This is a genomic window from Billgrantia antri, from assembly GCF_017868935.1.
In the GTDB taxonomy this organism is placed as follows: Bacteria; Pseudomonadota; Gammaproteobacteria; order Pseudomonadales; family Halomonadaceae; genus Halomonas; species Halomonas antri.
The window spans coordinates 1,665,827-1,686,873 of record NZ_CP053383.1; the positions used below are offsets into that span (position 1 = coordinate 1,665,827).

Sequence of the window (21,047 nt, forward strand, 5' to 3'; positions counted from 1 at the left end):
GGGCGCGGGGGTAGCATGAACGAGGAGGGCCAGGCATGAAAGCGATACGCTCGGTGCAACGTCAGCGCGGGTCCGAGGTCGTGGAGTTTGCCATCTCGGCTTCGCTGCTGTTCATCCTGCTGTTCGGCATCATCGAGTTCAGCGTCGCACTGTTCGACAAGGCGACGCTGACCAACGCCAGCCGTGAAGGGGCGCGAACCGGCATCCTGTACCGCCCGGAGCCGCGTGACACGGCAAGCGAGGATGCCGCCATCGAGCAGGCGATTCGCGACTACGCCGAGCAGTACCTGATTTCTCTGGGCGGGCCGGCCGAGATGGAGATCACCATCGTTCGACCCAATGGCGGGACCTTGCAGGCCGGGGACAGTCTCGTCGTGACGGTCGACTACCCCTATCAGTTCCTGCTGCTGCCCGGCTTCATCGGCACCCTGGGCGAAGTGCTCGAGCTCAGCGCCACCACCGTGATGAGGGCGGAATGACATGAACGCAACCATTGCCCGGCGTGGCCGCTATGGCTCGCCACAGCGCCAGCGCGGGGTCTCCATCGTGCTGCTGGCCGTCGGCCTCTTCATGCTGCTGGCTTTCACCGCCCTGGCGGTGGATGGCAGCAACCTCTACGTAGCCAGAAACGAACTGCACAATGCCGCCGACGCCGGCTCCTTGGCGGGAGCCAGGATGCTTTATACCGCCGACGGCAGCTCGGTCAATCCAGCAGCGAACCAGATCGCCACGGATGCGGCCACGGCCAACGACAGCCAGAACGAGACGGTGGAGGTCGTGAGCGCCCTGCGTGGGCACTGGAGCTTTGGAACTCGTACCTTCACTCCGGATAACTCCCTCGATCCCGTCGACCTGTTCAACAAGTCGACGGCCGAGCTCGACACCTATGACCCGCTGGAACCCTTCATCAATGCCGTGGAGGTGGTGACGGCTCGCCAGCAGACTCAGGTAGAAGCCTTCTTTGGACGCATCTTCGGTTTTCCGGGCTACGACGTGATGGCGCGCTCCGTCGCCTACATCGGCTTTGCCGGCAACCTGCGCCCGCAGGATGTCGACCAGCCCATCGCCCTGTGCCGCCAGGCGCTGGTGGACCCTAGCGGGAATTACTCCTGCAGCACGGGCCGTTTCATTCCTGAGGGTGACCAGACCGGCGGCTGGACCAACTTTCAGCACGACGACAGCGGCGCGTCCAACGCCAGCGAACTTCGCAATCTCGTCTGTGGCGAGGGCAATCCCGACGAGATGCATTTCGGCGAGGACATCTCCACCAACAATGGCCAGGTGCAGTCAGCCTTCAGCGACCTCTATGACTGCTGGGTAGAGAATACCGGCAAGGAGACGATCTGGACGCTTACGCTGCCGGTCATCGATTGCGAGGAGGGCGTTGCGCCCAGTAACCCACTGGTGGGCGCCGTGACGGTCAACATCGTGTGGATCATCGATCAGGCCAACAATATCGACACGCGTGCGCCACAGCAGATGGAGCTGCCGCCCGACGACAGCGACGGCGTATCGCCGGGAACCTGGAGCCATGGCGGCACGAGTGGTGTGGAGCGCTGGAACAGCTTCGTCGATGCTTTCGATCTGCAGAAAGAGAGCGGTGACCCTGCCTACTGGAACTCCGATCCGCAGCAGTCGGGCTGGCGCCAGAAAAGCATCTATTTTCTCCCCAGCTGCAGCTACCACGATCCCACGGGCCAGACGGGAGGGGAGAACTTCGGCATCTTGGCCCGGATACCCGTGCTGGTGGATTAGCCTGAGCAAGCCAATCGAGTCGCCGGCCTTTCGGCCGGCGCTTTTCGTTGACTTGTGATGCCCTACCGGCAGGCTGAGCCGTTCAGGTCGAAGCCCTGAGGCTGAGAGGGGCGGTGCCGCCAGGGCCGTTACTATCGAATGTGGACTGGCTGACAGGTGCCGGCGCTTCGCCACATGGCTTCGCCGTCGTCCTGGCGGTGTCGGCCGGCGCGGTGGCACCGTGCGGGTTCAGCGACTGACGATAGAGGGTCGGCGTATGACCGACGTGTTTCTGAAAGGTGCGGGTAAAGTAGGAGAGGTCACGAAACCCGACGCTGAAGCAGACATCCGTTACCGATATCCTGGGGTTGGCCAGCAGCCGCTTGGCCTCCTCGATGCGTCTCTCCAGCAGAAAACCCTGGAAGGTATTGTCGGTGAGCTTGCGAAACAGGCGGCTGAGCTGGAAAGGGGTGACACCGCACTGTTCGGCGACGTCGGCCTGGGCCACTTTCTGGTGCAGGTGCTGCTCGATATAGCTTATGGCGCGGTCCAGTTGCACGCGCTGATGGTTAGAGGCAAGGCAGTGATGCCTCGCTTCCGGAGGGATCTGGTTGCTCAACTCCGCTATCGGTTTCCTCTGCGTCGTGCCGGCATTGGCCGACCTCAACTGGAAGAGGCTCCCCATGACGGCCATGAACCGGACGAGATCTACCGGCTGAACGAAGTAATCCCACACCCGTGTGCGAAAGGCCCATACTGCCAGACTCTCGGAGTGTGCCTGAGTGATCATCAGCAAGGGCACCGAGGCGGCACGCTGCTTGGCTTGCCGAAGGTCGGTCAGGCCCTGCAGATCGGGGTAGTCGAATTCGAAACAGGCGGCGATGGGCGGGCGAGAGAGCAGGATGGGAAGGGGATCCTGTTCATTGGTCACGAACTCGACGGCGTAGCCTTTTTTTCGCAGCGCAAGTACGTAATCCCTCTTTCCCGGATCCTCAACAGTACGTAGTACGACGAGCACATAGGCATGAGTGGACATTAGCAGCGTCCCTCCTGAATCCCTTGCGTGATAACGCTTTATAAGTTCTATTGTGAGGGTCTTTCTATATGTAAACTTTTATTCTTTGAGAATGGCTTCGTGTAATCTTTTGTGATGGGTATGTCTTATTCAATGTAAGTGAAGATTGCAAAATGACCGGTTTATATTTCTCATCCTTTAGTCGCATGGTGACTGATGCCAAATGCTGAATTAGCATTATAAGAACCAAGCGCGGTAAGTCGCAGGAATATGATCGGAGGGGGAAGCGCGGCCTTGGCCGGGTGACGGGCCGTTCTGCTAGAATCGGCCTCCTTTCTGCCTACGGAATAGCCATGTCGTCTCCAAGGTTCGATGTCGTGATCGTCGGTGCGGGTGCCGCCGGGCTGATGTGTGCGTTCACGGCGGGCTATGCGGGGCGACGCGTGCTGGTGATCGACCATGCCAACAAGCCGGGCAAAAAGATTCTGATGTCCGGGGGAGGGCGCTGTAACTTCACCAATCTGGACACCGGGCCGGCCAACTTCTTCTCGGCCAATCCGAGCTTCTGCATTTCGGCGCTGAAGCGCTACCGCCCGGACCATTTCGTCGAGCTGGTGGAGCGACATGGCCTCGACTACGTGGAGAAGGCACCGGGCCAGCTGTTCTGCGCCCATTCCGCCAAGGAGCTGCTCGATGTGCTGCTCACCGAATGCGAGTGGGCCGGGGTGGAATTGCGCATGAAGACTTCCGTCGAGCGTATCGAAACCGCAGGTGAAGGCATGCGGCTGGATACCTCCCTGGGGCGAATCGAAGCCGGTGCCGTGGTGATCGCTACCGGTGGGCTTTCGATACCCACCATGGGCGCCACCGGTTTCGGTTACGAGGTTGCTCGTCAGTTCGGCCTGGAGGTGACCGAGACGCGGCCGGCGCTGGTTCCCTTCACCCTCACCTCCGGTTGGAAGGCGCGAGCGGCCGATCTGGCCGGGGTGGCCTGCGACGTGGCGGTCAGCGCCGTACGTGACGGCCAGCGCCTCGGTCCGGGGCGCGAGCGCCGCTACCTCGAGCCGATGCTGTTCACTCATCGCGGCCTCTCCGGCCCAGGCATGCTGCAAATATCGAGCTATTGGCAACCCGGCGACGAACTCGAAATAGACCTGCTGCCGGATCTCTCGGTCAGCGAGGCGCTCGCGACGGCGCGCCATGAGACGCCGCGCCGCCAGCTTTCCACCTGGCTCGGCGAGAACTTGCCGCGCCGCCTGGCCCAGGCACTGGTCGAATGGCATGGCGAGGATCCTGTCCTGGCCGAACTCTCCAATGTTCGCATCGAGGCGTGGCAGCAGCGTCTCGGGCGCTGGCGTCTCAAGCCCGCCGGCACCGAGGGCTGGCGTACCGCCGAGGTGACCATGGGCGGCGTCGACACCGCCGCGATCTCGTCGAAGGATTTCAGCGTCGAGGGGCTGCCGCCGCTACGTTTCATCGGCGAAGTGCTAGACGTCACCGGCGAACTCGGCGGCTACAACTTCCAGTGGGCCTGGGCCTCGGGCGTAGCCTGCGGCCAGGCGCTCTAGCCTCTCCCACAAAACCGGCATTCGGCCATGCGGTCGTGCCGGCGCGACAAAACTTTACTTAATGTAACCGGACGTTCCCAGGGGCATTGCTACGCTGGGGGAATCGGTTCGTCCCGAACGAGGGTCGTCAAAGGAGTGCGCCATGCCCTTGCTAGCTCACGAGTTGGAAGCTTCCCAACAGTTGGAAACACTCGATACGCTGCATGCCAAGGAGTGGTTGAGACGCTACCAGCGCGTTCGCAGAGCCTCGGAGCGGCTCTGCGAACCGCTTTGTACCGAGGACTACGTGATCCAGAGCATGGATGACGTCAGCCCGCCGAAGTGGCATCTCGCCCACGTCACCTGGTTCTTCGAAGCCTTCATTCTCACCCCCTTCCAGCCTAGCTACCGAACGCTCGATCCGGTTTACGATCACCTCTTCAACTCCTATTACGACACTCACGGCGTGCCGTTCCCACGGCCCCGACGCGGCACGCTGTCGCGCCCCACGGTGGCCGATGTGTACCGCTTTCGCTCCCATGTCGACACGGCCATGGCGGAGTTGCTGGCATCACCGCCGCCCGAGCATGCCGATGAGATCCTGCGTCGTGTCGAGCTGGGGTTGCATCATGAGCAGCAGCACCAGGAACTGCTGCTCATGGATATCAAGCATATCCTGGCGCAGAACCCGCTGTGTCCCGCTTATCGCAATGATCTGACTCCTCCGCCGACGGAGTCACCCGGTGAGCTGACTTGGCTCGCGTATGATGCCGGCATCCGTGAGATTGGTCATGACCTGCAATCGGGCTTCGCCTACGACAACGAGGGGCCGGTCCATCGCCAGTTTCTCGAGGCGTTCCAACTGGCCAACCGTCCTGTGACCAATGCGGAGTTCCTGGCCTTCATTGAGGATGGCGGCTACGCGCGCCCCGAGCTTTGGCTCTCCGATGGCTGGCAGCAGGTCGGTCAGGAGGGCTGGCAGGCGCCGCTGTATTGGGTTCGGCGTGACGGCGAGTGGTACCACTTCACCCTGGGCGGGCTGCGTCGGGTGGACTTGCATGCGCCAGTGGTCCACGTGAGCTTCTTCGAAGCCGATGCCTACGCTCGTTGGGCCGGGGGGCGTCTGCCCAGCGAGGCGGAGTGGGAGGTGGCCGCCCGCGATGCGGCCATGAGTGGCAACTTCGTCGAGCGCGACCACCTGCAGCCGGTAGCTGCGTCGCCGTGCTTCGAGGCCGCGAGCCAGCTTTATGGCGACGTCTGGGAGTGGACCGGCAGCGCCTACCGCCCCTATCCCGGTTTTCGCCCCTTGCCCGGTACCCTGGGCGAGTACAACGGCAAGTTCATGTCCGGGCAGATGGTGCTGCGTGGGGGCTGCTGCGCTACGCCGGCCGACCACATACGACCGAGCTACCGCAACTTCTTCCCGCCTCATGCCCGCTGGGCATTCTCCGGTTTTCGGCTTGCCAGGGAGGCCTGACATGGATTCGCTCGTACGCTTTCACGATCAGCACCCGCAAGAGGAGGCGGGTTCGCTTTGCGAGGAACTGCTGGAAGGGCTTACCGCCACGCCCAAGTGCACATCGCCCAAGTTCTTCTACGACCGCCGCGGCTCGGAACTGTTCGATGCCATCTGCGAGCAGCCCGAGTACTACCCTACCCGAACCGAGCAGGCGATCTTGCGTGCCGCGGCCGCCGATATTGCCGAAGTGGTGGGTCGCGATGCTACCTTGATCGAGCTGGGCAGCGGCGCTAGCCGCAAGGTGCGCCTGTTGCTCGAGGCGATGCATCCGGCGTGCTACCTGGGGGTGGATATATCACGCGACTTCCTTCTCGAGAGTACCCGCCGGCTGGCGGTGGACTATCCCTGGCTCGAGGTGCATGCCGCCTGCGCCGACTTCACGCGCCCCATGGCCTGGCCGGAAGGTCTGGCGGGAGAGCGTCCGGTGGCCTTCTTCCCCGGTTCGAGCATCGGCAACTTCACCCCCGAGGAGGCCGAAGGCTTTCTCAAGGGACTGGCGAGGCTACTTCCGGCCGGTGGGGGCTTGCTCGTCGGCGTCGATTTGATCAAGGACCGCGCAATACTCGATGCTGCGTATAACGACGCTGCCGGCGTCACCGCTGCCTTCAATCTCAACTTGCTGCAGCGCTTGCGTCACGAGTTCGAGGCAGAGGTCGAGCCGCAGGGCTTCCGGCACCGTGCGTTCTACAATGAGAGCGCTTCACGCATCGAGATGCACCTGGTCAGCCTCTACGATCAGGCCATCCGCGTGGCGGGGGAGCGCGTCGAGTTCGATGCGGGCGAGAGCCTGCACACCGAGAGCTCCTACAAGTACAGCATTGCCGGTTTCCGCGAGCTGGCCGGTCGTGCCGGCTTCGAGCCACGGGCACACTGGACCGATCGTGACTCACTGTTCTGCATCCACTATCTGGAACGTGTGGTCTGATGGCTCCGATGGGAAACCAGTCTATGCTGCATGACAGAACCCGCCGCAAGCAGAGGGCCCGTCATGACCATGATCGCGATTCAGGATTCCTCCGAGTCACAGGGCAGCGCGTTTGCCGACCGTGTCGTCGACGAGGCCGTGCGCCAGGCCGAGATCTACGGCTGGCGTGCGGTGCGTCTGTCAGAGGTGGCTCGCAGCCTCGATCTACCGATGTCCGTGGTACTCGAGCGCTTTCGTGGCATGGACGACGTGTCCAACGCCTGGTTCCAGCGCGGTTGGCGCGCCATGCTGGCCGGCAAGCCGGATACCTTCGATGACTGGCCGGAGCGGGTACGGATCGAACATTGTCTGCAGGCCTGGTTCGATACCTACGCAGCGCATCGGCAGGTGACCGTCGATATGCTCAAGGCCAAGGCGCACCTGCCTCACCCGCATACCTGGGTGCCGCTGGTCTTCGACCTGTCGCGTACCGTTCAGTGGCTGCGTGAGGCGGCGAGGCTCGAGGCGCGCTACGGCACCCGGCGTGCCCAGGTAGAGGAGATGGCGTTGACCAGCCTGTTCCTGGCGGCCTTGGCGGTATGGTCCACCGACACCAGTGAAGGTCAGCGTCGTACCCGCCGTTTCATCGAGAAGCGGCTCAAGCGTGGCGAGAGCTGCATGAAGTGGGTGCCGGGCGTGGCTCACCGGCGTCATCACGCCGAGGCGCAACTATGAGAAGGTTTGGCCTCGGCGAGGAAGCCATTCGTCGATAATCGGTGCTGTTGCGTCGGGAGGATGGCCGAGCTCAGCGTACCTGCCGGAGGAGCTGGCGCGCCCGGCTGAGCAGCAAGCCACCGGCAGCGGCTCGCTTCATCATGCGCATCAGTGAGTCGGGATGACGGGCACCGCTGACCAGCAGGGCACCGCCGGCCAGGTATGCCAGTGCTCGGTAGCGTTTCAGGCGTTGCCAGCCCGCATCGAGGGATACCGATGTGCGTTGCCAGCGTTCCGCCGCGACCAGAATGTCGATGCGCTGCTGCTCGATGATGGCGACGAGTTCGGCCTTGCGCTGTGAACGGGACGGCTCCTGGTGTCGGTTACTGTCGCGGCGCATCGCGTTGCTCCTCCACCAGGTGTCGATCCAGGGCGAGCTGGGTCAAGGTTTCCTTCAACAGGGTGTGGCGTCGGGCCTGGCGTAGGGCCAGGACGGCGGAAAGGCCGCCACCGGCCAGCAGCACGGCGGCGCACAGGAGAATGGCGGCCAGGCGGTGGGTGTCCCAGAACAGCACCACCACCAGCAGCGTGAGCATGCCCAGTCCCAGCAGGATCAGCACCAGGCTCAGGCCCAGCAGCAACAGCAGGGTGGCGAGGCGGGCACGCTCCTCCTCGAGTTCCAGCACGGCGAGACGCAGGCGTGTCTCGCCGGTGGCCACCAGGCTTGCCAGCAGGCGCTTGCCGATGACGAACAGGCGCTGTACCGGTCCTTCACTCGACGCCATCAGCGACGCCCGATGAGCATGCCGATGACCACGCCTACCGCGGCGCCGATGCCGATACTGGTCCAGGGATTGTCGTGTACATAGCGATCGCATGCATCGGCCTGATGGTGCAGGCTGTCGCGGGCTTCGCCGTAGAGTCTTTCACCGCGGGCTTCGAGACGCTCGCGGGTATCCTTCAGGCGTTTCTCGGCGCGCGCCCGAAGCTCCTTGACGTTGCTGCGCGAATCGTCGGCTGTGGCACTGACCAGTTCCTCGATGGTATGGCTCAACTGGTGCAGGTCTTCCTTCAACTGACGGGTGGTTTCGTCGACATGCGGAGTGCGAGAGGCCATGAGAGTCTTCCTTTGACGATGGGTTCACAGGCTCAGCATAGCATTAGCGACTACGACTTCAACGCCGCTTCGCTGCGTCACTGACCGGGATCAATCGGGGAACAGACCGCCATTGCCCGAGAAGATCGGGTTGAGACTGAAGCCGATGCCGATGCGCTGGGTGCGGTGATCGTAGTCGATCATGCTGTCGCCATAGCCGTAGAAGTACTGCACGTGGCCTCGGATGTTGCCGTGCAGCGGCCACGAGTAATCCACTCGCGTGCCCATGTTGCCGGCACTGGGATTGCCGTGCCACTCCACGCCGAGCTCGCTGTCGCCGAAGCGCCGAGCCACCCCGATGGTACCGTAGCCCATGTAGCGCTCGATATCGGGATTGTCGTCGTCGCCCTCGGATTCGGGGACACGCCAATGGGGGGCCACGCTGACCAGCCAGTCGTCGTTGAGAAATGTTGATTCCAGGATCACACGGTTCCAGCTGCGCGACATGTCACCGGAGCGTCCGTTGGACTGGTGATTGAAGCTCACCCGGTTGTTGATGTTGGTCCAGCCGAGCAGTGACCAACGGTTCTCGAAGTCGACGAAGACTTCCGGCTCGTAATTGGTCTCGCGGAAGGGCGAAGAGGAGTCGGCATTGTAGGCCTGCCACCAGCTGCGCTGGGTATAGGCGAAATAGAGATCGCCACCGTGGTCGCCGAAGAGTCGCTCGACCAGGTTGAACTTGGCGCTGAACTGGAACTTGACCTCGGCGCGGTCGGGGGTGCCGTCGCGATCGACGTCACCGAAGACGGCTTCATTCGGGCGACGATCATAATTCAGTGGCAGCAAGTAGTTGCGCCGATGGGTAGTGATTGCGAAGGGGTTACGCGACGACTCCCGCTCGAGTTGACGACGTTCCTCCACCGGTTCGAGCTCCTGCTCCGAAGCGATGGTGATGATCTCGCCAAGACCGAGGCCCCGTTCACCGGATTGCAACCGATCCTGTGCCAACTGCTGGCGCAGCGTATCCAGTTCCTGGCTGAGCGTCTCGATGCGTGCTTCGATGGCAGCGCGTTCTTCAGCGCTGAGCTGGCCATCCTGGGCCATGGCGCTGCCGACGGACCCGATCAGCAGCAATGCAACGAGAACCTTGGAGGACGAACGACGAAGCATCATGGCAGCGGGACCGAAGGAAGCGTGTATGAACGCCGTTTCTACCATGTCGGAGGCGCAAGTCAACCGTATCGGCACAAAACACCGCATGGCAAGAGGCAAGCGAATCGTGAACGATACGGGGAAGCCACGGTCTTTCCATTGCCATGCGGGACTTCCGGGCCGAGAATCGGCTGGAAGCGAAGAGCGCTTCCAGGCATGAGCGCATGAGCCCTCCCACGGGAGCCCTATCAAGAGAGCAAGAGTGAACGAATTGCCTTATTGCATGCATCGATGCCGGGCCGGCCGGTCACCCTGGCGTTATATCGTATGGTGCCTCCTGCTGCTGTTTGTCTGCGGACGGGTGATGGCAGAGGATGCACTGCCCGAGCGGGCCGCTGCGGAGGAACGCCTGGCGGAGCTGCAACCCGAGGAGGGTACGAGCGCCACCGAGGCCGAGCAGCGCGATATCGACGCGCTGCAAGCCACGCTCAGCAGCCTCGAGCAGTTGCAGGGTGTAGAGGAGCAGCTCGAAGCCTTGGAGCAGCGGCTGGAGGAGGCCCCCGCTGAACTGCTTCGCCTGGAACGGGAGATTCTCGAGGAGGAGGAGGCGGCACTCGATCGCACCATCGCCGAGCTCGACGATATACCGCTGGATGAGCTGGAATATCGCCATCAGGAAGCGGTCTTCGAGCTGCAGCAACAACAGGATCGTCTGGCCGATGTGAACGCCCGCCTGCTTTCCGCCCAGACCCTGCCGGAGCGTGCCCAGCAGGCCATTGCCGAAGCGATGCAGACCGTCGAACGGACGCGCCGGTCGCTCGACGCGCTGGAAGGGCAGGGGGTGAGTGACGATTCTCCCCAGCTATGGCAGCTCGAGGTCGAACGGCGCCTGGCCGAGCGCACGCTGCGCCTGCGCCAGCGCGAGCTGGGCAGCAACACGCGGCTGCGCGAACTGGCGCAGCAACGGCGCGACCTGTTGACCCAGCAGATCGCACGCCAGGAAGCCGAACTGACGCTGCTGCAGAGCGTGATCGATCGTAAGCGCCGCATCGCTACGGAACAGGCGATTGCCGATGCTGCCAGAGACGACCCGCTGCTCGAGGCGGGCCATCCGGTGCTCGAACGCGCCCAGCAGGTCAATCGCGAGCTGAGCCTCGAACTGCTGCGGGCCAACGATCGCCACAATGGCCTGGTGCGCGAGAGCCTGGCGATTCGCAGCCAGCTCGATCACGTTCGCCAGCTCGAGCGTAGCCTCAACGAGCAGATCGAGGCGATACGCGGCAGCCTGTTGCTCTCGCGTATCCTGCGTGAGCAGCGCCGCTCGCTGCCTCAGGTCGATGCAAGGCGTAACCTGCAGGACGAGATCGCCGATCTGCGTCTGCGTCAGTTCGACCTGGTGCGCCAGCGCGACTCCCTGCGCCAGAGCGAGCGCTTGGCCAACCAACGCCTCGAAGAGGCCGGCGTCGAAGTCAGCGAAGCGCTGGTGGAGTCGTTGCAGGGGCTCTATCACTCGCGTCGCCAGCTCGTCGATCAGCTCGAGCAGACCTATGGCGGCCTGTTGAGTGCGGCGATCGAGCTGCAGCTCAACCAGCAGCAACTGCTGGACACGTCGCGCGAGCTACGTACGACCATCGACGAGCAGCTGTTCTGGATTGCCAATACCCGTCCGCTGGATCTGGCCTGGTTTCGCCAACTGCCCGCCAATTTGACGTCCGAATGGCAGCAGGGCGAGTGGCGCGAGGTATTGCCGGTGCACTGGCGTTTGCCAGGGGGGGAGGCTCTGGCCGGGGCGCCCTTCGTGCTGTTGGCGGTCGTGCTGCTGGGGCTACGGCGCCGCGTACAGCGTCGGCTGACCGTGCTGCATGAGCAGATCGGCAGGCTGCGCAGTGACTCCCAGGCGCACACGCCGCTCGCGGTTGCGCTCAACGCCTTGCTGGCCTTGCCGGGGCCGCTGACTCTGGCGGGCGTCGGGGTCTCGCTCGATGCCATAGAGTCGGGGATCGCCTCGGGCCTGGGGCAGGCCTTCCTGCATCTGGCCCTGGCCTGGGCCTTCCTGGCCTGGTCGCGGCGTCTGCTGGTGCGCGACGGGGTGGCCACCAAGCATTTCTATTGGCCGTCGGGCTACGTCTCGCGGCTACGCTGGCTGCTCGGCTGGCTCGGCGTGGCTCTGGTACCCGTACTGCTGATTTCAGCACTGGCTCGCGATGGCGAAATCAGCCTGACCACGCGGCCCATCGCGCTGACGCTGCTGCTGACCGGGCTGCTTGCGATGAGCGTTCTGCTGGCTCGGTTGATCCTGGCGCATACGCCCTTCTTCGGCGTCAAGCTGTTCCGCCTGATATTGGGCTTGCTGATGGCTGCCGTGCCGCTGGTGCTGGTGGGGCTGATCGTATCCGGCTTCGAATATACCGCCCTGAGCCTGGTCGGCCGCTTCGTCATCACGCTGTATCTCTTGGCGATGTGGATCCTGGTCGAGGCGTCGGTGGTACGTGGCCTGGCGGTGGCGGCACGCCGATTGGCCTTTCGCCGTGCGTTGATGCGGCGGCGTACCCAGGCCCAGGAGGGCGCCGAGGGCGGTCTCGAAGTGGTCGAAGAGCCGCCGCTGGACATGGAGCAGATCAACCAGCAGTCACTGCGTCTCTCCAAGCTGCTGCTGCTGATCGGCTTTGCCTTGCTGCTTTACCTGGTGTGGACCGACCTGCTCACGGTACTGGGCTATCTGAACGACATCGCGATCTGGGAGGCCGGCGAAGGGGCCGGCTCGGAGCTCGTCACCAATGCGCTATCGGTCGCCGATATCTTCACCGCGGCTCTGATCGTCGTGCTGACACTGGTGATGGCGCGCAACCTGCCGGGGCTGCTCGAGGTGATGGTGCTGTCGCGGCTGGAGCTCAAGCAGGGCAGCGCCTACGCCATTTCGACACTGCTCTCCTACACCATCGTCGGTACCGGGCTGGTCGCGGCGTTGGCCACTCTGGGGGTGGCATGGAGCCAGTTGCAGTGGCTGGTGGCGGCGCTGGGTGTGGGTCTGGGCTTCGGTCTGCAGGAGATCTTCGCCAACTTCGTCTCGGGCCTGATCATCCTGTTCGAACGGCCGGTGCGCATCGGCGACACCATTACCCTGGGCAACCTCACCGGCACGGTGAGCCGGATCCGCATCCGCGCCACTACGGTGACCGACTTCGACCGCAAGGAGATCATCATCCCCAACAAGACCTTCGTCACCGATCAGCTGATCAACTGGTCGTTGTCGGACACCATCACCCGGGTCGTCCTCTCCTTCGGTGTTGCCTACGGTTCGGACCAGCGCCTGGTGCACCGACTGCTGCGTCAGGTCGCCGACGAGAACCCACGGGTGCTGGGTGACCCCGAGCCGCAAGTGTTCTTCATGAACTACGGCGAGAGCACGCTGACCTTCGAGCTGCGTGTTTTCGTCAATTCGCTCGGCGACCGTCTGTTCGCCACCGACGAGATCAACAGTCGAGTCGGCGAGCTGTTTGACGAATACGGCATCGATATCGCCTTCAACCAGCTCGATGTCTGGCTGCATCGCGCCGATGGCGAGATGCAGAAGAAGGTGCAGACAGTGAGGCCTGCCGACGGTGGCCGGGAATCATTCCCGCCCCCCGGGGCGAGCGGCGACCCGGGGGATATCGAGATTGATGGAGGAGGAGACGACGGCGGCCGCTGAGGTTGTCAGCCCTTCACCGCGTGGAGCAGGAATTCGCGGTTACCGTCGCCGCCGGTGATCGGGCTTTCCTGCCAATGCCGTATCGCCAAGTTCTGCTCGGCACAGCAGGCGCGGATCGCGGTTTCCACATCGTCGTAGCGCCGGGGGTCGGTGACGATGCCGCGTGCATTGACGCCACCCGGCCCGACCTCGAACTGAGGTTTGACCAGGCTCAGCAGCTCGCCGCCCGGACGCAGCAGGGTGGCAAGCTGCGGCAGGATCAGCCTCTGGGAGATGAAGGAGACATCCATCACCGCAAGATCGGGGGCCGTGACGCCGAGGCTAATGAGTGCCTCGCGCAGGCGAGGGTCGCTGGCCATGGTGCGGGCGTTGATCCCTTCCAGGCAGGTCACGCGAGGATCGTCGCGCAGATCGGTGTCCAACTGGTCATGGCCCACTTCGATGCCTATCACATGGCGTGCACCGTAGGCCAGGGCGCAATCGGTGAAACCGCCGGTGGACTGGCCCACGTCGAGTACCAGCCTGCCTTCGAGCGTCATTCCCAGGGCTTCGATCAGTGCCTCCAATTTCAAGCCCGCGCGTGAGACATAGCGCTCCTCGGCATCCTCGGAAACTACCAGACGTGTCTCCTCGGGCAGCTTCTCGCCCGGCTTGTGCAGCACCCGCCCGGTCTCCGCCAGGCTCACCCGACCATGGCGGATGAGCCGCTGTGCCCGCGTGCGCGAACGAACCAGGCCTTGGTGAACGAGCAGTTGATCGAGGCGGGGCATGGCATGTCTCCGGCGTCCAAAAACAAGGCGTGCATTATGGCATACTGATTTCGTTAGCCGGTTAACAGAAGGGAGCCGAGTGGATCGTAGCGAAGGAACGGCGCTGGCCAAGTCGCTGGCGATCGGGTTAGTGGGTGGGCTTGTGTTCCAGCTCATTGGCATGCCGCTGGCCTGGATGCTGGGGCCACTGACGGCAAATCTGGTAGTGTCCGCCCGAGGCGTCGACGTGCGCATTCCCGAGCCGCTGCGAGAGGTCTTCCTCGGCGTGCTCGGCCTGGTGTTGGGAAGCCAAGTGACGCCGCAGCTGGCCGAACGCGTACTGGACTGGCCGCTCTCTGCCGCGTTGCTGCTGCTCGGGGTGGCCGCCTCGACGGCGGCGGCAGCGGCTTGGTACCGGCGTTGCGGCTTCGATTCGGTGAGCGCCTGGTTCGCGTCGGCACCCGGCGCCATGACGGCGATGATTATGATGGGCGAGACGTGCGGCGGCGACCCGCGGCGCATTGCCATCGCCCAGTCGCTGCGAGTGGTGCTGGTGGTACTGATCTTGCCGCCGCTGTTCTGGTTCTACGAGGGCGCCAGCGGTGCCGAGGTGGCTGCCGCCGTGGACGGCGAGCTTACCTCCCCCTGGATGCTATTGGCATTGCCGCTGCTTTTCCCGGTGGGGCGCCGGCTGCGGTTGCCCACGCCGACGCTGCTGGCCCCGCTGCTCTTCGCGGGGGTGCTCTCCGGCCTCGACATCGCCAGCCTCAGCCTGCCGGATGTGAGCATGAACCTGATGCTGTGGGTGCTGGGCTGTGCCATCGGATCACGCTTTCGCGGGCTCTCCTCGGCGCGTCTGGGGCGCTACCTTTTCGAAGCCTTCGTTGCGACCCTGGTGGCACTGGCGGTGCTGGCCGGCTTTGCTGAGCTGATTCACCGCTGGGTCGACGTGCCGCGTGACGTGGCGCTGCTGGCGCTGGCGCCCGGTGGAATCGGCGAGATGGCGATCTTGGCCGTGGCGCTGGACCTCGACCCGGTGTTCGTGGCCTTTCACCATCTGCTGCGCATGGTGGCGCTCATGGTGTTCGCCCCGTTCTGGGCACGCTGGCTGTCAAGTCGCCTCGATCAGTAATCCTGCGGTCGCGGGCCGGCATCGGCCTGCAAATCCGCCGAGGGAATGCGATTGGCGCCCCAGCTTCGGTGGATATACTGCGTCACCCGGTCGAGCTCCTCCTGGCGGATCTGGGCCAGTTCGCCGCGTTCCAGCGGATCGTAATGGAAGATGTAGAGACGCGAGGCGAACTGCTCGAAGGGTAACGAGGCCTCGCCGAAGCGCTCGCCGTTGCCGGCGGTACTGACGCGCACGCCATCGCCCCAGTCCTGGCCGCTGTCATTATTCGGGTTGTAGAAGTAGACCCGCATCACATCCGCCGGATCCAGCGACACTCGCAGGATGGTGATGGCGTGCCAGCCGATGAACCGCGCTGCGCTGTCGGTCACGGCGATACCGGCCGGCTGCGGGTGGATGAGCGGCTGGTTGCCGTTGTAATAGGGGTGGTAGCTGGCGTAGAAGTGGCGCAGGAAGGCATCCAGATCGTGCAACTGACCGGTGGCGACGTCGACATTGATGCGAAAGCCCCGGCCCGACCACCAGCCGTGGAATTCCGGATTGACCCAGCGGTGCGGATCGCCGTCGCGATCGGCGCAGCGCCGTCCCATCTCGGCATAGATGCGGTCGAGATGCGGCACCACGATCAGGGAAACTGGGTCGAGATCCATGGGCAGGTTCTGGGCCACGCCGCTTAGGCTCTCCATCGAGGAGATGGCCTGACCTTCGAAGTGCATGACGATCTCATCGTCGCGGGCTGCCCAGGCCACCATCTGCAGCAGGTAATCGGGGTCATTATAGGCCCACATAGAGAGCGCCCGCGCCGACTGGCAGGTCGGGTTGTTGCCCTGACCTACCCCCAGTGGCAGGCCGAGCATGCAGAGAACCCCTTCCAGCAGGCGAGCCCGAGGAGAGACGGCCTCCCCCAGAGCCAGGTTGAGCCGTGCCTGGGACCACTCCGACAGCGTCAGCCCCAGTTGCCGCCACAGTGCGGGTGCCACGGGAGGCTGATAGAGAATGCCTCGCTCCAGCGTCAGCGAAAGGCCATAGACGGCTTGCGGCGTGGCAGGGTGCACCGCGCCACGTATCAGGGCGACCACCAGCTCCCGATAGCACATCAGGCAGTCGCGCCCGGTCGAGGATAGGCCCAGCGCCTCGGCAAGCAGATGATCGTTATGCTCGATGAGATGTCGCAGCAGCACCGGGTGGTAGGGCGATACCAGTCCGGTGTCGTGCATGGCACGGGCGAAGCCGGTGGCCTCGCCCTGCAGGGCGGTATTGTCCATGCTCGCAAGTCGTTCACGGTAGACCTCGAGCCCCGGATCCTCCCGGCTGGCCTGGGATGGCCCGTAGAGCGAGCTCACCAGGCGGTCGGCGCCCTGGCCGCTGGTGCCCAGGTCGATATCGGGATCGGCCTGGCAGATGGCGATCTGGGTGATCATCTGCTTGACCGAGTCGACCTGGATGGGGCGCTGCTGGAGGATGCGCCAGATCTCTTCGATGAGCTTGTCGATGATATGCTCATAGCCGATGCGCGCGGCCAGGTGTTGAAAGAGATGGCGGGGAATCTGTGCCAGTCGGCCCTGGGTTTCCCGCTCTGCCTCACTGGGGGTGCTGAATAGCAGCCACAGGTTGAGCGCCATCACTTGGGTCAGGTAGTGGTGGGCCTGCTCGGCAGAAACCAGAGGGTGCGGATAGTCGCCCTGTGCCACCGCCAGCAGTCGCAGCTCGCTCAAGGCTTCGATCACCAGCGTGTTGGCGTCCGCGCTCTTGAGCGAATAGGTGGTCAGATAGGGCAGCAGGTACTGCGGTGTGGCCCAGTCCGAATCCTGGAACACGCCAGCTTCTTCCAGTGCCTGGGCACGGCTCTCCAAGGCTGCGGCCCCGCTGGGCTGGAGCAGCACACGACGCGCAGTATCCAGCACGCGGGGGAGCTTGCCCGGCTTGGCAAAATCTCGCGCTTCGCCGAGCAGAGCGATCGCCTCGTCGAGGTGAGCCAGCAGACCCTGCAACTTGTCGTCGCTCGCCGGGGGCTGGCCGTTATCCTGCGTGTGGCGGTTGGTGGCCACGCGGTCTCCTTGCTTTCAGATCGTCGTCTCCATGACGCCTTGCTCAGACGTAGAAATCAAGCTCTTCCTGGTGCTTGAGCAGGTCCCGTAGCTTGTGTGGGTCGTCTCCCTTGAAGTAGACCAGCCCCCAGTGGGTACCGAAGGCGGTGCGCTTGGTAACCGTCTCCTCCATCGGCGGCGTGAGCTCGTGAGACTCGAAATAGGGGTCGTCCTCGACCTCTTCGGGTATCTCCAGGCGGCTGACCACGCGGCGACGGGGGTAGACGCCGAAACAGCCGGCGTAGCACTTGGCATCCTCCACCTCCCGCGGGAAGAAGGCTTTGACCTCCTCGGCGGTACTCTTGGGGTCGAATACCAGCATGCTGGCCTGATAGGCATTGAAGCCGTACACCCTCTCGAGCAACTCGAACACCTTGAAGCCGGGCGGGCGGTAGGCGACCTCGCCAAAGTACATCTCGCCGTCGCTGGTGACGAAGTACTCCGGGTGGATCAGACCGAACTCGATGTCGAACGCCTTGATCAGCTTCTTGATCTGCGCTTCGATCTGGGGCCGATACTGTTCGAGCTCCGGGGAGGCGGGAACGAACACCGAATACCCCAGGGTGACGTATTCCGAGATATTGAGGAAGGCGATCTTGCCGTCGTGGATCCATGCCTCGACGGCGAACTCCCAGCCGTCCAGGTGTGACTCCATCAGCACCGGGAACTCCTCGTCGGGAATGGTATCGACCTCGTCCGGTGTGCGGATCACCCGATGACCCAGACAGCCGGCCTTGTCGAACGCCTTGAGGTGGATCGGGTCGTTGGGGTCGCCGTCGAGCTTGAGCAGGGTCTGGTTGACGCGCTTGAGAAAGCGGATGACGTCGCCCTTGTCGTGGGCTTCTTCGAAGATGCCCACGCGAATGCCGCCGAGCTGGGCGCGACGCTTCATCAGCGCCTTGTCGCGCAGCAGCAGCGATTGCCCATAGAGGCGTGGGCTGTCGAGCAGCACCGAGTTGATGGCTCCGGCCCACTCGACGGTTTCCTCGAACAAAGGAATCGCCACGTTCACGCCTGTCTCCTTCAGCGTTTCGGCGATTTCCATGGAGCGATCGTTGAGCCGCTCGAAATTCCAGGGAATGTAAGGAATGTCATGTTTCTGGCAATACTCTTCCGCCCACTCCGGGGCGACCACCAGATAGCGGCGATCGAAGTTCTCGGCGGCCTCGATGGCGTTGAGGCTCCAACCGAGCAATGCGATGTAACCCTTGTCGGGATTCTTCTTCATGCAGCACCTCCGTGGGGTCAGGCTATTCTCCCTTGCTCCTTACTACCCTTAACCCTAGCCGATTTGTCGCGGCTCAACAGGGCGGCAGTCGCCTCTTGCTGCCTTACGGTGCCGCTGGTATAGTGCACGCGCACTCGGCAAGCCATTGATGCAGCGCCGAGTTCGAAGCTGATGGCTTCGTGTCGTGGTGGCCTCGTCGGTCCTCCCGCAACGCTAAACCGCAAACCCCGCCAGGCCCGGAAGGGAGCAACGGTAGTGGTGGCCGCGTGTGCCGGGATGTGGCTGTCGGGGCCGCCTCCATTTCTGCCCTGGCATTTTTTCCCCTCTCTTTCTTGCTGCGACTCGACTCCGCGACTCCGCGACTCCGGCGATACGGCACCTTCCTTCTTACCTTTTGACCCCCATCGTCGACATCGGCCTGCATGGCGTTACCCGTTTTTCATCCTGCCGGCGCGGGTGTGCTCGTCGGCAGCCGCGTTTGCCTTCGTGTGTTAGACCTTGGTCGATATCGACTTAAGTGTTAATATGCAGCGCAGCAAAATTCTTGGAGAGACGGCTGACATGCAGATCGACACCACGCCCAATGCCGATATCCAGCGCAGCCTGCGTCAGTGTCTATCGAGCGCTGCCTTTCTGCTCTACCAGCAGGGCCATGTGCTGGAAACCATCTCCATTCCTTTCCGTGGGCTCGACAGCCGTGCTCTGCGCCAGCTGCGCGAAGCCTCTCAGGAGTGGCGTGCCTGTCAACGCGTGCTGGAGAGCAGCGAGGCCGCCGTTTACAACGAGCAGGGCCGCTTCGTGCTGACCGCCATGGGGCGCGAGCTGCTGTTCGACATGTTCGGCGAAGGGGCAGCCGACTGCGCATGAGCCCGCCCGGTGGGCACTGAGGGAGCACGGGCAGGACGAGAGAGGAGGCCACCGGCCTCCTCTCTGCGTTAGTGCCGCTGAGATGGGCCCGGAAGGGAGGGCCCAGGAGCGAACGTTGCCTAGGAGGGCATTTGTGCCGACGCCTGGTTTCCCAGGTGCTTGCGCAGGAAATGGCAGGTGCGCTCCTGGTCGGGGTTGGTGAACAAGCGATCGGGCGTATTCTCCTCCACCACGACGCCCCCATCCATGAACATGGCCCAGTCGGAGACGTCCCGGGCGAAGGCCATCTCGTGGGTCACGATGAGCATGGTCATGTGTTCTTCGGCGAGCCCTTTCATGACCTGGTTCACCTCTTCCACCAGTTCGGGATCGAGGGCTGACGTCGCCTCGTCGAACAGCATCACCTTGGGGCGCATGGCCAGGGCGCGAGCGATGGCGACGCGCTGCTTCTGCCCGCCCGAGAGTGAGTTGGGGTAGGCCGAGGCCTTGTCCGCCAGGCCGACCCGCTCCAGCAGTTCCAGGCCCAGGTCACGCGCGCTTCTGGCATCCATGCCTTTCAGCTTTCTCGGCGCCAGCGTCACGTTTTCCAGCGTCGAGAGGTGGGGAAACAGATTGAAGTGCTGAAACACCATGCCCATGTTCTGACGAATATGGTTGATGTGCCGCTCGTAGGCCAGGCCCTTCAGATCCGGCCGATTGACCTGTACGCCGTCGAGCAGAATGCTGCCTTCATCGATCTCCTCCAGATTGTTGATCGAGCGCAGTAGGGTGCTCTTGCCCGATCCCGACGGGCCGATGATGGAGACGATCTTGCCGCGTTCCACCTTGAGATCGATTCCCTTGAGTACTTCCAGGTCGCCGAATCGCTTCTTGACCCCTTTGAGCTCCACCATGGGAGTGTCTGTCGTTGCTGTTGTCATGTCAGGTCCTCGTTGGGGAAGGGCTGGATATCAACGGCGTGCAGCGGCACGACGTTCTACCCATGACTGGCCGCTTTCCATCAAGATATTGATCAGGTAATAGATCACCGCGATCGTGATATAGAACTCGAAGGGTCGGAAGGTCACGCTGATGGCGTACTGCGACAGGTAGACCAGCTCGGCGATGCCGATGGCGGAGAGCACAGAGATGTCCTTGACCATGATGATCATGTTGTTGCCAAGCTGGGGAATGGCGCGATAGAACGCCTGCGGCAGGATTATGTGGAAGAGCGTGGCGACATGGCCGAAGCCCAGAGAGCGCGACGCTTCATATTGGCCTTTCGAAACCGACTTGATGGTGGCAAGAAAAATATCGGCATTGTAGGCCATGTAGTGAAAGCCGAGACCCAGAACGCCGACCGCTACCGCAGGAATCAATACCCACTGCCCAAGTCCGAAATAGAGGAAGTAAAGCTGCAGCAGCAGCGGTGTGGTCATGAAGAGCCAGATGAAGAAGCGCAGCGGCCAGTTAACGGCCTTGCGCGTGTATAGCGTGATCACCGCCACGATCTGTCCCCCGATGATCGACAGGAGGGCGACGACCAGGCCAATCAGCAGCGTGGCGCCCACGCCTTTGATCAGCGTCGGGAAATAAGTAATGACGGGAGCGAAGTTGAATTCCATGAGAACTTACC

19 protein-coding genes and 1 other RNA gene are annotated in these 21,047 nt (G+C 63.2%); 10 read left to right on the top strand and 10 right to left on the bottom strand.

Annotation, left to right across the window (positions count from 1 at the left end; genetic code table 11):
• Nucleotides 1-35: 35 nt before the first annotated feature.
• The gene (locus HNO53_RS07805; RefSeq protein WP_209477571.1) at nt 36-479 is read left to right on the top strand and encodes a TadE/TadG family type IV pilus assembly protein; all 444 of its coding nucleotides are present in this window, start codon (nt 36-38) and stop codon (nt 477-479) included.
• Nucleotide 480: 1 nt separating this feature from the next.
• Entirely contained in the window at nt 481-1,755 is a 1,275-nt protein-coding gene (locus HNO53_RS07810; RefSeq protein WP_209477572.1) for a pilus assembly protein TadG-related protein, read from the top strand.
• Nucleotides 1,756-1,837: 82 nt separating this feature from the next.
• Here the strand turns inward: HNO53_RS07810 and HNO53_RS07815 are convergent, their stop codons facing one another.
• Nucleotides 1,838-2,770 (bottom strand): helix-turn-helix transcriptional regulator, encoded by a 933-nt coding sequence (locus HNO53_RS07815; RefSeq protein WP_209477573.1) that lies wholly within the window; start codon nt 2,768-2,770, stop codon nt 1,838-1,840.
• Nucleotides 2,771-3,102: 332 nt separating this feature from the next.
• Between HNO53_RS07815 and HNO53_RS07820 the strand changes: the two genes are divergently transcribed.
• The 4 genes from HNO53_RS07820 (at nt 3,103) to HNO53_RS07835 (ending at nt 7,454) form a co-directional block, all read left to right on the top strand.
• Nucleotides 3,103-4,317: a BaiN/RdsA family NAD(P)/FAD-dependent oxidoreductase gene (locus HNO53_RS07820; protein ID WP_209477574.1), complete on the top strand. Its 1,215-nt coding sequence runs from the start codon at nt 3,103-3,105 to the stop codon at nt 4,315-4,317.
• 142 nt (nt 4,318-4,459) lie between these two features.
• Nucleotides 4,460-5,773, top strand: coding sequence for an ergothioneine biosynthesis protein EgtB (gene egtB, locus HNO53_RS07825; RefSeq protein ID WP_209477575.1), 1,314 nt, complete (start codon nt 4,460-4,462; stop codon nt 5,771-5,773).
• A 1-nt stretch (nt 5,774) separates the two neighbouring features.
• Nucleotides 5,775-6,740, top strand: coding sequence for an L-histidine N(alpha)-methyltransferase (egtD, locus tag HNO53_RS07830; RefSeq protein WP_209477577.1), 966 nt, complete (start codon nt 5,775-5,777; stop codon nt 6,738-6,740).
• Between the two features lie 63 nt (nt 6,741-6,803).
• Entirely contained in the window at nt 6,804-7,454 is a 651-nt protein-coding gene (locus HNO53_RS07835) for a hypothetical protein (protein WP_209477578.1), read from the top strand.
• Between the two features lie 70 nt (nt 7,455-7,524).
• On the opposite strand, the gene HNO53_RS07840 is transcribed toward HNO53_RS07835, so the two are convergent.
• The 4 genes from HNO53_RS07840 to HNO53_RS07855 all read right to left on the bottom strand — a co-directional run bounded on the left by HNO53_RS07840 (nt 7,525) and on the right by HNO53_RS07855 (nt 9,702).
• Nucleotides 7,525-7,833: a YqjK family protein gene (locus tag HNO53_RS07840; protein ID WP_209477579.1), complete on the bottom strand. Its 309-nt coding sequence runs from the start codon at nt 7,831-7,833 to the stop codon at nt 7,525-7,527.
• A complete protein-coding gene (locus HNO53_RS07845) occupies nt 7,817-8,218 on the bottom strand; it encodes a phage holin family protein (RefSeq protein WP_209477580.1) in 402 nt (133 codons plus the stop codon). Before HNO53_RS07845 ends, HNO53_RS07840 begins: the two co-directional genes overlap by 17 nt.
• Nucleotides 8,218-8,550 carry an ElaB/YgaM/YqjD family protein gene (locus HNO53_RS07850; RefSeq protein WP_209477581.1) on the bottom strand — a complete coding sequence of 111 codons (333 nt, stop codon included), beginning with the start codon at nt 8,548-8,550 and terminating at the stop codon, nt 8,218-8,220. Before HNO53_RS07850 ends, HNO53_RS07845 begins: the two co-directional genes overlap by 1 nt.
• A gap of 90 nt (nt 8,551-8,640) precedes the next feature.
• Nucleotides 8,641-9,702, bottom strand: coding sequence for a phospholipase A (locus tag HNO53_RS07855; RefSeq protein WP_209477582.1), 1,062 nt, complete (start codon nt 9,700-9,702; stop codon nt 8,641-8,643).
• A gap of 262 nt (nt 9,703-9,964) precedes the next feature.
• Between HNO53_RS07855 and mscK the strand changes: the two genes are divergently transcribed.
• On the top strand, nt 9,965-13,372 hold the full coding sequence (mscK, locus tag HNO53_RS07860; RefSeq protein ID WP_209478568.1) for a mechanosensitive channel MscK: 3,408 nt from the start codon (nt 9,965-9,967) through the stop codon (nt 13,370-13,372).
• Nucleotides 13,373-13,377: 5 nt separating this feature from the next.
• Here mscK and HNO53_RS07865 read toward each other — a convergent pair whose 3' ends face one another.
• A complete protein-coding gene (locus tag HNO53_RS07865; protein WP_209477584.1) occupies nt 13,378-14,142 on the bottom strand; it encodes a TlyA family RNA methyltransferase in 765 nt (254 codons plus the stop codon).
• 79 nt (nt 14,143-14,221) lie between these two features.
• Here HNO53_RS07865 and HNO53_RS07870 point away from each other — a divergent pair, with 79 nt between their 5' ends.
• A complete protein-coding gene (locus tag HNO53_RS07870) occupies nt 14,222-15,253 on the top strand; it encodes an AbrB family transcriptional regulator (RefSeq protein ID WP_242597574.1) in 1,032 nt (343 codons plus the stop codon).
• Here the strand turns inward: HNO53_RS07870 and HNO53_RS07875 are convergent.
• Nucleotides 15,247-17,298 (bottom strand): transporter permease, encoded by a 2,052-nt coding sequence (locus tag HNO53_RS07875; RefSeq protein WP_209477588.1) that lies wholly within the window; start codon nt 17,296-17,298, stop codon nt 15,247-15,249. The genes HNO53_RS07870 and HNO53_RS07875 overlap by 7 nt on opposite strands.
• A 43-nt stretch (nt 17,299-17,341) precedes the next feature.
• Nucleotides 17,342-18,565, bottom strand: coding sequence for an ATP-grasp domain-containing protein (locus HNO53_RS07880; RefSeq protein WP_209477590.1), 1,224 nt, complete (start codon nt 18,563-18,565; stop codon nt 17,342-17,344).
• 194 nt (nt 18,566-18,759) lie between these two features.
• On the opposite strand from HNO53_RS07880, the gene ffs reads away from it, so the two are divergent.
• Together ffs and HNO53_RS07890 are read left to right on the top strand one after the other, a co-directional pair.
• Nucleotides 18,760-18,856, top strand: an RNA gene (gene ffs / locus HNO53_RS07885) — signal recognition particle sRNA small type.
• A 270-nt stretch (nt 18,857-19,126) separates the two neighbouring features.
• Nucleotides 19,127-19,432: a hypothetical protein gene (locus HNO53_RS07890; protein ID WP_209477592.1), complete on the top strand. Its 306-nt coding sequence runs from the start codon at nt 19,127-19,129 to the stop codon at nt 19,430-19,432.
• A 119-nt stretch (nt 19,433-19,551) separates the two neighbouring features.
• Here the strand turns inward: HNO53_RS07890 and HNO53_RS07895 are convergent, their stop codons facing one another.
• Nucleotides 19,552-20,352: an ATP-binding cassette domain-containing protein gene (locus tag HNO53_RS07895; protein ID WP_338034804.1), complete on the bottom strand. Its 801-nt coding sequence runs from the start codon at nt 20,350-20,352 to the stop codon at nt 19,552-19,554.
• Between the two features lie 30 nt (nt 20,353-20,382).
• Nucleotides 20,383-21,036 carry an amino acid ABC transporter permease gene (locus HNO53_RS07900; RefSeq protein WP_209477594.1) on the bottom strand — a complete coding sequence of 218 codons (654 nt, stop codon included), beginning with the start codon at nt 21,034-21,036 and terminating at the stop codon, nt 20,383-20,385.
• Nucleotides 21,037-21,047 lie beyond the last annotated feature (11 nt).